At 55.9% G+C, this 12931-nt stretch carries 10 protein-coding genes; 6 read left to right on the top strand and 4 right to left on the bottom strand.

Features of this window, described 5'->3' with window-relative positions:
* Nucleotides 1-40 precede the first annotated feature (40 nt).
* The 4 genes from F0155_RS15170 to F0155_RS15155 are packed head-to-tail and all read left to right on the top strand — an operon-like array spanning nucleotide 41 to nucleotide 5116.
* Nucleotides 41-832 (top strand): cyclase family protein, encoded by a 792-nt coding sequence (locus F0155_RS15170; protein WP_150525379.1) that lies wholly within the window; start codon nucleotides 41-43, stop codon nucleotides 830-832.
* Nucleotides 833-881: 49 nt separating this feature from the next.
* Nucleotides 882-1376, top strand: coding sequence for a MarR family winged helix-turn-helix transcriptional regulator (locus F0155_RS15165; RefSeq protein ID WP_425299959.1), 495 nt, complete (start codon nucleotides 882-884; stop codon nucleotides 1374-1376).
* Nucleotides 1377-1397: 21 nt separating this feature from the next.
* Entirely contained in the window at nucleotides 1398-3548 is a 2151-nt protein-coding gene (locus F0155_RS15160; RefSeq protein WP_150525378.1) for a thiamine pyrophosphate-dependent enzyme, read from the top strand.
* On the top strand, nucleotides 3548-5116 hold the full coding sequence (locus F0155_RS15155) for an indolepyruvate oxidoreductase subunit beta family protein (protein ID WP_150525377.1): 1569 nt from the start codon (nucleotides 3548-3550) through the stop codon (nucleotides 5114-5116). Before F0155_RS15160 ends, F0155_RS15155 begins: the two co-directional genes overlap by 1 nt.
* 142 nt (nucleotides 5117-5258) lie before the next feature.
* Here F0155_RS15155 and F0155_RS15150 read toward each other — a convergent pair whose 3' ends face one another.
* The 3 genes from F0155_RS15150 to F0155_RS15140 all read right to left on the bottom strand — a co-directional run bounded on the left by F0155_RS15150 (nucleotide 5259) and on the right by F0155_RS15140 (nucleotide 7322).
* Nucleotides 5259-5975 (bottom strand): FCD domain-containing protein, encoded by a 717-nt coding sequence (locus tag F0155_RS15150; protein ID WP_150525376.1) that lies wholly within the window; start codon nucleotides 5973-5975, stop codon nucleotides 5259-5261.
* Between the two features lie 536 nt (nucleotides 5976-6511).
* Nucleotides 6512-6898, bottom strand: a complete 387-nt coding sequence (locus tag F0155_RS15145) for a response regulator (RefSeq protein WP_161599818.1) — start codon at nucleotides 6896-6898, stop codon at nucleotides 6512-6514.
* Nucleotides 6873-7322 carry a MarR family winged helix-turn-helix transcriptional regulator gene (locus F0155_RS15140; protein ID WP_150525374.1) on the bottom strand — a complete coding sequence of 150 codons (450 nt, stop codon included), beginning with the start codon at nucleotides 7320-7322 and terminating at the stop codon, nucleotides 6873-6875. Before F0155_RS15140 ends, F0155_RS15145 begins: the two co-directional genes overlap by 26 nt.
* Before the next feature lie 504 nt (nucleotides 7323-7826).
* Here F0155_RS15140 and F0155_RS15135 point away from each other — a divergent pair.
* On the top strand, nucleotides 7827-8957 hold the full coding sequence (locus tag F0155_RS15135) for an extracellular solute-binding protein (RefSeq protein ID WP_161599817.1): 1131 nt from the start codon (nucleotides 7827-7829) through the stop codon (nucleotides 8955-8957).
* Between the two features lie 59 nt (nucleotides 8958-9016).
* Nucleotides 9017-11605: a hybrid sensor histidine kinase/response regulator gene (locus tag F0155_RS15130; protein ID WP_161599816.1), complete on the top strand. Its 2589-nt coding sequence runs from the start codon at nucleotides 9017-9019 to the stop codon at nucleotides 11603-11605.
* Between the two features lie 92 nt (nucleotides 11606-11697).
* Here the strand turns inward: F0155_RS15130 and F0155_RS15125 are convergent, their stop codons facing one another.
* On the bottom strand, nucleotides 11698-12930 hold the full coding sequence (locus F0155_RS15125; protein WP_204934484.1) for an MFS transporter: 1233 nt from the start codon (nucleotides 12928-12930) through the stop codon (nucleotides 11698-11700).
* Nucleotide 12931 lies beyond the last annotated feature (1 nt).

Raw genomic sequence — 12931 nt, 5'->3', positions numbered from 1 at the left:
GTCCCATCTTGGACGCATGCCATCTATCGGGGAGGAGAACATGGCACACGGGGGAGCGCTCGCGGATCTCGCAGTGGGACTTTTGACAGGCAAAATCGAAGTTGTTGATTGCACCGGCGTGCTCGGCCCTTCGACACCCATCATTCAGCTTCCGCCGGACTTTGCGAAGAACACGCCCAAGGTCGAGATCCACAAGATCAGCGAATATGATGCAGATGGGCCTTTTTTCGCCTGGAACTGGATGGTGCTTGGAGAGCATTCGGGAACGCATTTCGATGCCCCCCACCACTGGATTACCGGCAAGGACTACTCTGACGGTTTCACCGACACATTGAATGTGCAGCGACTGGTTGCCCCGGTGAATGTCATCGACTGCTCCAAGGAAAGCGAAGCCAATCCGGACTACCTTCTTACAGCCGATCTCATTCGGGCCTGGGAGGCAGAACACGGCGAGATTGGCGAGGGCGAATGGGTGGTCATGAGAACGGATTGGGACAAACGCGCCCATGACGAAGCGCTTTTCCTGAACACGGATGAAACGGGACCCCACAGCCCCGGACCAACCCCGGACGCAATTGAATATCTCCTTTCAAAGAGGATCGTCGGCTGGGGCAGCCAGTGTATTGGCACGGATGCTGGACAGGCAGGCGGAATGACTCCGCCTTACCCGGCGCATAATCTGCTTCATCGGGACAACTGCTTCGGCCTCGCCTCACTCGCCAATCTGGACAAGCTGCCGCCAAAGGGAGCCATCCTGATCGCCGCGCCGCTGAAAATCGAGCGCGGGACCGGGAGCCCCATTCGGGCTCTGGCTCTGGTCCCCAGAAGCTAGACTGGAAACCTTCGCCGGACACCGGGACGAACCTGAAAGGGAGACCGGAATGAGTGATGATGCCACCGGCACTCCCATGGATGAGGTGCCCGAGCTGCCACGCCTTGGCGAGATGGGGTTGGAGAACTTCCCTCCCTATCTCATGAACCGGATCATGGGCCGCTACAATGCCGCGCTCAGGGAGGAAATGGCGAAACTTGGTCTCACCACCCCCAAGATGCGGTCAATCGCGGTCCTTTCTGTCATGGACGGTCTTCAGATCCGCGAACTCGCCATCTACGCGGTGGTGGAGCAATCGACACTCAGCCGCGCATTGGATGCATTGGAGAAGGATGGTCTGGTCAGGCGCGAAACAGATCCGGCCGACAGCAGGGCAACCCGGGTCTATCTCACAGCCACAGGGCGCAAGACCTACGAAATTCTCTGGCCGCATGTCGCAGTTGCCTATCACCAGATGTTCAAGGGCATCGGCTCTGAGGAGATGCGTGGCTTCGTCACGACCTTGCAGAGAATCCTGAAAAATATTCGCAAGAACCCGATCTGACGGGCCCGAGGGAGAGAATTCATGGCCGAACGGTCATTCAAGGCGGAAGTCGAACATCTCCGCAAAGGCAAAGGTGAGACCTTTACCGGCGAAGGCATTCTGGCAATCACCAAGGCGCTCCTGGAAAATGGCGTCGGATATGTCGGTGGATATCAGGGCGCACCCGTCTCTCATCTCATGGATGTTCTGGCTGATGCTCAGGACCTCCTTTCGGAACTCGGTGTCCGGTTTGCCGCCAGCGCCAATGAAGGCGCCGCTGCCGCCATGCTTGGGGCATCGGTTCACTACCCGATCCGCGGCGCGGTCACCTTCAAGGGCCCGGTCGGCGTGAATGTTGCCTCGGATGCCTTGGCCAATCTTTCGTCTGCCGGCGTGACCGGAGGAGCGCTGATCATCGTCGGAGAAGACTACGGCGAAGGGTCATCCATCATGCAGGAGCGGTCCTACGGCTTTGCGATGAAATCGCAATTCTGGCTCCTTGACCCCAGACCCAACCTTCCGTCCATCGTCAAGGCGGTGGGAGACGGCTTCGCCTTGTCGGAAGCCAGCAATTCGGCGGTCATGCTGATGGTGCGCATTCGCTCCTGTCATGTGACAGGCAACTTTGAATGCAGCGACAACCAGCCGCCGCCGCTTTCGGTCAGGGACGCCCTTTCCGATCCGAGAAGCGACTTCAACCGTGTGGTCTTGCCGCCCATGTCCTACGTGCATGAGCGCGACAAGGTTGAAAACCGTTGGCCCGCGGCAGAAGCCTTCATTCTGGAAAACCGGCTCAATGAACAGTTTGGGCCGAAGGACGGCAAAGTTGGTATTGTCTGCCTTGGCGGAATGTATAACGGAACCATCCGGGCCTTGCAGCGGCTCGGCTTATCCGACATCAGCGGCAACACCTCGATTCCGCTTAAAGTTCTCAACGTTGCCTATCCGCTGGTTCAGTCGGAGCTTCTGGAGTTCTGCGAAGGCAAGGATGCCGTGCTGCTGATAGAAGAAGGTCAGCCGGAGTTCATAGAGCAACAGTTGGGAGCCATGCTGTTCAAGGCGCGGTCCCCCATTCATCTGGAAGGCAAGGGCTGTTTTCCCAAGGCCGGGGAATACACCGGGCAGGTTCTGTTCGACGGGGTCGAGGCCTTTTTCAGGAAACACGCACCGGACCTGTTGCCCGGCCAGATCCTTGCGCCCAACCAGCCGAAGCCCGAAATCCCCGACTTGACCTCGACTGTGCCGATCCGACCACCCGGATTTTGCACTGGCTGCCCGGAGCGACCGATTTTCGCGTCGCTGAAATTGGCTGAAAAGGAACTGGGCAAGCATCAGATTGCAGCGGACATCGGCTGTCATCTCTTCGCCGCTCTGCCTCCGTTCGAAATTGGCGGGTCGACGATGGGCTTTGGCCTTGGCCCGGCAGGCAATGCCGCCTTCGATGCTGGCGGCGAACGGCGGGCGATCTCCATTCTCGGTGATGGCGGCTTCTGGCACAACGGCCTGAGCTCTTCGATCGGCAATTTGGTTTTCAACCGGTCCGATACGGTGACCGTCATTGTCGATAATTACTATTCCGCTGCGACCGGGGGGCAGGACGTCATGTCCAGCCGGGCGAAGAACCCGACAAAATCCACGAACAATCCGATTTCAAAAGCGCTTGAAGGGGTCGGGGTCAAGTGGATCCGGCAGATCGACCGGACCTATGATGTTCCGCGCATGCGCGAAACCATTCGCGAAGCCCTGACGACCGATTATGATGGCCCCAAGGTCATCGTTGCCTCATCCGAATGCATGCTGAACAAGCAAAGACGCGAAAAGCCGCTGCGAACAGCCGCTATCCGTGAGGGCCGCAGGGTTGAGGTTCCGAGGTTCGGGGTCGATCAGGACATTTGTACCGGTGACCACGCCTGTATTCGCCTGTCCGGCTGCCCCTCTCTTTCCCTTAAGCAACTCGACGATCCCCTCAGGGACGATCCCGTTGCCCATATTGACCAGACATGCGTTGGTTGCGGCAATTGCGGGGAAGTTGCGGACGCAGCTATTCTTTGCCCGTCCTTCTACGAGGTCCGGACGGTTCATAATCCCGGCAAGGTGGAGAGTTTCCTGAGCACACTGGCCACCCGCCTGCGAACCGCCTTGCAAAACCGTCGAAAAGCCCGGCGTGTCACCTTTTCCATGGAGCGCATGTGATGGCTGGAACAAACTCTGACACGATCGGCAAGGCTCATCCGGATCTGGAGCAAATCATCAAGATTGCCATCATGGCCGTTGGCGGTCAGGGGGGCGGGGTACTCACGAACTGGATTGAAAGCCTGGCGCGAACAGAAGGCTATCATTGTCAGGCGACAAGTGTTGCGGGTGTTGCTCAACGTACTGGCGCGACGATCTACTATATCGAAATGGCGCCTGCGAGCATCCCCACGCCGGTCTTTGCGCTTGCTCCCTCCGCAGGAGATGTAGACGTTCTGATTGCCGCTGAACTGGCGGAAGCCGGGCGCGCCATCACGCGCGGCTTTGTCACGCCCGATCGCACGACGTTGATCGGCTCGACCCACCGCTCCCTCGCCGTGTCAGAGAAAACCGTACCCGGAAATGGCGTTGCTCCGTCCGAGGAAATCCTGGCGGCAACGGAAATTGCAGCGCGAACGCGGATCATGGCCGATATGGAAGCTGCAGCCGTCTCGGTTGGCTCGGTCATTTCAGCCTCATTGTTCGGTGCTCTTGCGGCTTCCGGTGCGCTGCCGTTTCCGCGCGAGGCATTTGAAAAGGCAATCAAAGGCAGTGGCAAAGGGGTGGACTCCAGCCTGAGGGCCTTCGCGGCTGGCCATGATCTCGCACTCAATGGAGAAATCAGAGAGCCGGAGACACCAAGTGCCCCTGCCGTCTCCAACGCAGCGGGCCCCGAGGGTGCGATGCGCGCATGGTCCACGCTTTCGGCGCGCATCGGCGATATGCCGGAACCTGTCCGGGAACTGGCTCTGGCAGGGCTGCGCAAGGTGGTCGACTTTCAGGATACAGACTATGGACTGGTCTATCTGAACCGACTTGAGGAGTTCCTAGCCTGCGACCATGCCTCACGTGAGTTTCGCCTCTCTCGTGCAGCTGCCAAATACATCGCCAACGCCTTGGCCTATGACGATGTCATCCGGGTTGCGGATCTGAAAACCCGCGCGGATCGTTTCGATCGGATCAGAGACGAAATGCGCGTTGCCGATGGCTACTCCATGCGCATAACCGAGTATCTGCATCCTGGAGTGGATGAACTCATTGGCATGCTGCCTGCGAAGATGGGAAATCGTCTCGACAAGAGCGAGACATGGCGCAAACGCATTGACCGCTGGTTCAGCAAGGGTCGACGTATTCGTAGTGATCGCCTCTTTGGCTTCTTCACCCTCTATTGTCTAGGTGGCTTGAGGGGATGGCGACGGAGAACCTTTCGACATTCAGTGGAGATGGCCCATATGGATCGCTGGCTTGGAACGGCCCGCGAGTATCTTCCCGATAGATACGACATGGCGGTTGAAGTCTTGAACTGCAGACGCCTTATCAAAGGCTATTCGGACACACATGCGCGCGGTCAGACGAAGTTTGATCGCGTCCTTTCCGCTGCACGGCTTGTTGATCAGCGCACTGATGGCCCGCAATGGATGGCACGTATGCGGGAAGCTGCGCTCAAGGATGAAGATGGCAAGGCATTGGAAGGAGCTATCCGGACAATCGAGACTTTCACAGAGGAGCGTCAGCTGGAAACAGCATGACAAGCTGACAGTCGCAGTTGGCCTGGTCAGAGCCAAAAGTAGACATTGTTTTGACGGCTAAGCAAAGTCCTCGAGGTTCACAATGAGGAGCAGCCGGCAGCCCCCGCTCTGCGGCGTATCCTGACATGCTGGGCAGGTCTCGCTACCTGGCACGATCAGCTGAAGCTTCGCCCGACGTTTCCAATTGCTGCCAAGCAGCTTCAAGGTGAGCCGTCAGGGCATTTGATGCCGCCTGAGGATCCTGGCTTTTCACGGCATCCACAATCGACTTGTGGGCCCTGTGATTTTGTTCATTGCGTGCTGTGTCGTCCGGCATTTTGAGCCATTTGGGAAACAGCCACGTCAGATAAAGCGTGTAAACGGCAGGCCAGATCGGGTTTCCCGGCATCTTGTAGAGGACTTCATGAAAAGTCTTGTCGGTCTCGTAAAATCTCTCCGACTGACCGATGGCAGCCTCATTGGCTTGCAGGGCTGCCTCCAGTTCCGCTACCTGTTCCGAGCGGGCACGGGTTGCGGCATGTTGCACAAGCCCCTGCTCGATCAATATCCGTGATCGAAACAGGTGTTTCAGCCCGTCTTCGGCCTCAAGCAGATGGCTGACAGTGCTTTCGAGTGCTTTGAGGGCAGTGTCAGGTCCAGGTTTTCTCACGACGGGTCGGTGACGTGGTCGGGCCTCAACCAGACCCCTGCTTGCAAGGGCAAGAACCGCCTCCCGAACAACAGTTCGGCTGGTCCCGTATTCCAGCATCAGATTTCTTTCCGGCGGCAAAGGGCGACCATCTGGCAATTCGCCGCTTACAATCCTGCCTTCCAATGACCGCACTATGCCATCGGATGCCCTGCCCTCATGGTTGGTCAATGCCGCGACTTCCCATCGTCTGTTGCCCGTTTGCGCCAAGTCCGGAAGAGCCTTGAGACTCAGCCTTAAACCGGCGCCGCGGTACCTTAGCCCGCAGAGCAGGTTTTGCAATAAATTTCAATTCTATAGAGCCAATCCGATGGACTGCCATTGGCAATAAAAAAGGCCGCCGCCGGCGGCCTTTTCAATCTGGAAGCTGATTTGCCACGTGATGGGGCCACGCAAATCTGGCTATGACCGGATGGCGTTTCGCTCTTTCCGGTATGGATCGGCCGACAAATTTTATAACAGAATGCCCCGTTTTTCTTGTTTCGTCCGCCTTGGCAATCAAGGCAAACGCACTCGGAAGCCCCCGTTATCCCTGTCTTGTTTCCGATGTCTATTTTCTATTGCTAATAGCAAATGAAGTCAAGGCAAAAGATTCGCATAAATACCGAACATTGGTTATGCCGCGGAGGAACAAAAAGCCTGCTCCCCGCCTTTCCGCAAAAGGAGGTGAACAGGCTCTAAAAAGTCGGAAACGCTTGCGCCTTGGTTCAGGCGGTTTTGTCCATGGCGAGCACATTGGTCAGGGCGCCGGTCAATTCCGCTCGCCGGAATGGCTTTTGCAGAAATACAATTGCGCCACTTATGTCGGCCACGGCCTGTGTCATTTCGAGCGACAGGGCGTCACGCCCTCCGGAAATCACAAGGAACGGAATTTCCGGATAATCCGCACGCACTGCATCAAGAAATGCCGTCGGATCTTCATTCCCGATCCAGAAGTCAACCACCATGGCATCGGGAACATAGCCATTGCGGATCATTTCGATCGCCGCCTGAAACGTTTGAGCGGTCTGGACCTCAAAGCCGTCATGGCTAAGCATATCCGCAAACAATTCCACCAGATCGGCGTCATCATCGATGAGCAAAATCTGCGCCATCGGCATCCCCGTTTTCCATGTCTGCCAAGAGCCACAATGAACGGAGCGCATTTCGGAACTGCTCCCGCTCATCTTCCGGCAAGACATTAATTTTTTTCGCAATCTTCAAAATCGGATCCGCTTCCAAAGTTGCGAGCCCTTCACTGGACAAGGAAACAACTACAGCCCGTCCCGATTGCGGATCCGGTCGCTTCGTCACCAGCCCCCGTCGTTCCAGGGTCTGAACCGCCCGGCTCACCGGAGAAAGTGTCAGCCCCAGAAACCTCGCGATCGAGGTCAGATCGCTGCTGTTCGCTGATGCTCTTTCCAGATAGCGCAGTATCGACCATTGCAATGGCTGCACCTCTCTGGAGCCTTTGTTCGAATAAACATCTCGGACAATCTTTTCCATTAAAATTGCCGCAGCGACATCTTTTTTTATCATAGTCGGGATCGCGCCTCACTCGAGTAGCTGCAACACCTGTCAGGTACCTTATGGAACACCAAGCTGGCAGACGCTAGGCGATTTGGCGCCGCCGTTCTTTCGTATCTCCAAGCAAATTTGAAGAGGTCCATATTCGATTGGCTCATGCAAGCAGAGTATGCCCGACGACTCTAGCGGCAATCGGAACCAATTGGAACATCCCCCTTTAAAATTGCATTCATCCCGCACAGGAAGAAAAATGCAATTACCGATTGTTTTACTGCAACCTCTACGCCTCCATTATAAGTAATTTTTGCATGTTGAGGCTCGTTTATTTTACAAATAACCTAGCTGCCTACATCCCTACATTCTGGCGTTACGATGCTTCAAGTCAATACAATATTTTGGGTACTTTTCCTTACATGCACTGCTCTTCTGAGTGGGAATAATCCGGCTTCCGCGGACAACAAACCGCCGCGATTTGAACTACTTCACCTGTGGGCGACTCCCGAAGAAGCATATGCGTTGAACGCGTTTGTAGAGCCGGTCAAGCAACGCGGCGTATTCTGGTCGGAACACGCGGTGCAGACCAATTTTATCGGCGTAAGACGGGCCTATGCCGAGCGCCTTGCGCTTTTCGCCGCTCCGACAGGTGTCTTTTGGATCGGTGGGAACGACGCTGTATCCGTTTTGATCAGTCAGGGCACTTTCCGGTCGATCCCCTTCCGCAATGGGTCCATCGACTTTGGCAAGATTATCCGACAGGAAGTGTTGGATGTCGTGAGATACGACGAGGAAAACCTGTCGCTTCTCCCCATAGGAATTCACCTGCAAAACCACATTATCTACAACGAGACCATTCTCAGGCAACTCTCGGACCACCACCCCGCTACTTGGGAAGAGTTTCTCGATATCGCCCGCAAAGCCAAGGCAGCCGGATACGATGCCATCAGCATGTCAGACCAGAGATGGCAGGTCCGCTTCCTGATCGGGTCCATTCTCGTCGAGAAATTCGAACCGGACGAGTTCGTCCAACTCATTTCACAGGATATGACAAAGGATAGCCATCGTGCGAATCTTGCCGAGGCTTACAGGGTGTTCAGGGCCCTGAAGGATTACGCGAACACGGATATGGAAGATCTTGCCTGGAATGACGCTGTGGGAAAGGTCGTGGAAGGAAAGTCGCTTGCCAATGTTCTGGGTGATTTCTCCTCCCCTCTCTTGCCGGAAGACGGAAACTTCACCTGCGATCTCCCTCCGGGAAACACCTACGTTCTCTGGTCACTCGACACGATTGCGCTGACAAACACCATTGAACCGGATGAAATCGTGGGACAGGATATTTTCACCGAGATCGTCGGCACAGGTGAACACAACCGAAACTACATTGTTCGCAAGGGGGGGATCCCGGCCTATCGGAACGTGGACACGTCGCTTTTGAATACATGTTCGCAGCAATCTATCCGCAAGTGGGACAAGGCGGAGCACAAGTTTCTGCTGAGTTCGCGGGAATGGACCCAATCCATGGACATCATTGCGGGAGTAAGCCTTACCCTTTGGGAGGCCCCGGAACTCTCTATCGAAACTGCTGTTGAGGAAACGATCGCCTCACTCAGGGCGCTGTCGACGCACCAAGATAGCGACCGACCTCAATGACAAATACGGGAAATGCCGCCAATCGGACCGCGAAAGTTCACCCTGCAAGAATGGCCGGCATGTTTTCCTCACGCAGAGCAGCAGACCTGTCCATTCTTGCAATCGCTGTGTTTGCCATTCTCAGCGCAGCTCTGGCCTTGTGGGTCTTCCAAGCCTACCAATCGGTCAGCAGCGCCTCCATCCTCACTCTTCAGGAAGCAAACCAGTGGCGCAGAACCACGAGCATCCTTGACTACCTGCTTGATCCCAAGACCGGGGATGCGACCCCCATCTCGGTGATCAAGCGGGTGCAGCATAGCCTTGGGCAAAATCTGGAACGGCAAAGAGAACTGCAGGGCCAGATCAAGTTGCTTCTGCAAGACAGCCGCTCCTATCGCACTCTTCTCGTTACGACCGACGAAGAAGAAGACCGGATGGCATCCCTGTTTGTTTCCGGGGAGCTGTTCAATCGGTTGTCGGAAGCGGCAGAAGCTCCGGAGCCGCTCATTCGAACGAATTTCTCGCACTGGAGCATCCAGTTTGTGTTTTCCATCCAGAGCGGTCAGGTGCTGGACCCGGTTTTCCAGCGCTCCAATCTCCTGGAAGACATCCGCGGTCGCACAGTCCGCAAGATCTGGCAGATCTTTGCTGCCAGCATGGTCGTCTTTCTGGCAATCATCCTGTTTGCATGGCGCAGTATCCTGCATCCGACCATTCGTAACCTGGCGGCCACGCAGGCAGAGATGCAGGTTCTTCTGGACAATATTCCCGTAGCCGTGTGTGGCGTCGGCCCCGACTACCGGGTGCTTTCCGCCAATATTGCCTTTCGCAACCTTCGCAACATAACCGAACAGGATCTCCAGGCCGGAAAGCATGTTGAGGAACTGGTCGGGCCCGTGAACTGGCCCATTGTCCAGGGACGGCTTGCAGAGGCTTTCAAGGGTGCGACCATATCATTCGACATGCTTTACGCGACAGACGTCGGCGAGCAGATGATTTCGGTCACCTACGCGCCGCTGGTCGAAATCGATGGCTCGGTCTCGCTGGTTATCGTCTGCATTGCGAATATTCACAGCCGATATCAAACGGAAAAGGCTCTCAGGATCAGCGAGGAAAATCTGCGCATCACCTTGAACTCGATCGGGGATGCCGTGATTGCAACGGACCGTCTTGGGCGAGTTACCCGGATGAACCCGATCGCCGAAAGTCTGACGGGTTGGCGAGCCGCCGAGGCTGTTGGACGACACCTCAATGAAGTGTTTGTCATCCGCAACAGCCAGACCGGCGAAGTGGTGCCCAGTCCTGTTGATCGTGTGCTTGAGGCTGGCAATATCGTCGGCCTCGCCAACCACACGGCCCTGCTGTCCAGAAATGGCACCGAATATCAAATCACCGACTCCGGGGCACCCATCCGTGATGCCATCGGCCAGATCGTTGGTGTTGTTCTTGTGTTCCGGGATGTGACCGATGACTATTTGCGCGAGCGACGCATCAGCACGAGCGAGAAGATGCAGGCAATCGGTCAGCTTGCAGGCGGAATTGCCCATGATTTCAACAACAGCCTTGCAGCGATCCTTGGTGCCGTTGAATTGATCGAACTGCATGACAGCGACAAGTTTTCTGACCGGACCAAACGGCTTGTCAGCCAAATTATACGGGCCGCGGAACAGTCTTCGGAGCTGATAGAAAAGCTGACTGCCTTTGCACGGGTTGCGGAATATTCGCTATCGGAAGTCGACCTCGGCGACATCGTCGAGGACACGCTCGAACTCCTGAAGAACACGATTGACCGGCGTATCAGCGTTTCCTTCCAGAACAACGCCACAAACACCCACGCGCTTGGCAATGCCAGCAGCCTGCAGGCGGTCTTCATGAATATCGGGTTGAATGCCATACAGGCCATGCCGGACGGCGGTTCTCTCGATATCACGATAGACAATTGCAATCTGTCGCGCCGAGACATCCAGAAACACCCGAATTTCGATCTGCGTACCGGCGATCATGTCAGGATCCGGATTGCGGACACCGGTACAGGTATTGCCTCCCTACTGGTGCCACGCATCTTCGACCCGTTTTTCACAACCAAATCGAACTCTGAAGGCACGGGGCTTGGGCTAGCTGCGGCACTTGGTACCGTTCAGGATCACCATGGTGCAATTTTCGTTACAACGCAGGTCAACAAGGGCACCACGTTCACCATCCTTCTTCCAAGTGTCGCTGAAACCGTACAACCGGGCAAACCGGAGATCGTTACTCTTTCGCCATTGTCAGATTCAAAACGCTCGGCAACGATCCTTCTGGTTGAGGATGAAGAGGACCTGAGAGATGTCGGCGCGTCGATACTGAGCGCACTGGGGCACAGGGTTCTGACAGCGGTTGACGGTGAGGACGCCGTTCGGGTTTTCTCCCTGCACAGGCATGACATCCACCTTGTCCTTCTCGATATCAACATGCCGAACAAGGACGGAGCACAGGCTTTGGCCGAAATGAAGCAGATTGACCCGCAAGTCATGGCGGTCATCGTCACCGGCTTTGCCGAAGAGGCGCAATCAAAGGCCTTTCAGGACCCGAATGTCTATGCGACCTTGCGCAAACCCTACACCATGAAAAAGCTGCAACAGACGCTGTCCGCAGCATTGGCGGCAGCTGAAAGGCCTCACCCCGACTAGGGACATATTTTTTGAGCGCACTTTGTTCGATGTCTAATGCGACGTCTTGAAGTGAGGGCAAAGGTAACGGGTATTTGCGGCCAGCAGAGCGACTACGTTCCTTCTTTCAAATCGCGCCCCAGCACCAGGGCCACGGCAAGTACCGCCACGAGAACCAGCACGACTGCAGCCCAACCCGACAGGACATAAACCTGACCAAGCACAAAAGCGCCGACCAAACCGCCGACATAGTAGCTGGTGAGATAAAGGCCATTGGCGGCAGCGTGACTGTGAGTTGCCGTGCGTCCAACGTATCCGGTCGCGGCAGCCTGCCCAAAGAAAAGCCCAATTCCAATAAGAGCCAGGCCAAGCAGGACGATCGCCAGATGCGGCGTCAGGAGCATGATGAGGCCAGCCATGCTCAGGAAAATGGAAGACCAGAATACCGCACGCGCACCATATTTTCGTGAAATGCTCCCAGCAATGGGCGTGGTCAGCATCGCCGGCAGGAAAACGAAATATATGAGGCCGATCGTCGCCTGAGGCAGGCTGAATGGACCTTCTGCCAATACGAAATTGACATAAGTGAACGTTCCGACGAACGCAAAAAGGATGATGAATCCGATGCCGAAGCTGGCACGAAGCTTCGGATTGGAAATGTGATCCACCCACGCCTGCCAGACAGACAACCTGACTGTCTGACTTTCGCCTCGTGGTCCATCGCGCAGGCCCAGATACAAGATGGCCAAGCCTGCGCCGAACAGGTTCAGAGCCGAGAAGGTGAAAAAGCTTTCGGACAGTCCGATATTGTCGGCAATACCGGCGGCAAGGAGCCTGCCAAACAGGTTTGACGCTACATTGCCAGTGATATAGGCGGCCATCGCACCGCTCGCGGCAGTTACCGTGCACACTTCCGACAAATATGTCAGGGTAAGCGTGAACGCTGCTGACATGAAGAAACCCTGTACGACCCGCAACACGGTGAACGTCGTCAGGTCCTGCGTGAGACCCAGCAAGAATGTGGGAATTGAAAGCAGGGCAAGGCTCATCCAGATCGCCAGTTTACGGTCGATGACCGATGCAAACAGCGCCACAATCAATCCGGCGATTGCCATACCGAATGTACTGGCATTGACAGCAAACCCCATGATGGCAGGCGATACCCCGTAATGGGCCACCAGTGTAGGCAACAAGGCCTGGGAGCCGAAAAGATCGATCAGGGTGAGAAAGGCGATGAGGGCTATGACAAGCGCCCTCGTTACGACTTCCTGACGCTTTTCACGGGGAACCTGATCGAGGGCGGGCGTTGCCCCCATGAGAATGGATGCTCCGAAATCGCTTGCCATC

Origin of the sequence: Roseibium sediminis, assembly GCF_008711325.1 — a bacterium.
Taxonomy (GTDB): Bacteria; Pseudomonadota; Alphaproteobacteria; order Rhizobiales; family Stappiaceae; genus Roseibium; species Roseibium sediminis.
Note: the sequence above shows the minus strand (reverse complement) of the source record. Positions and strands in the feature narration are given on the sequence as shown.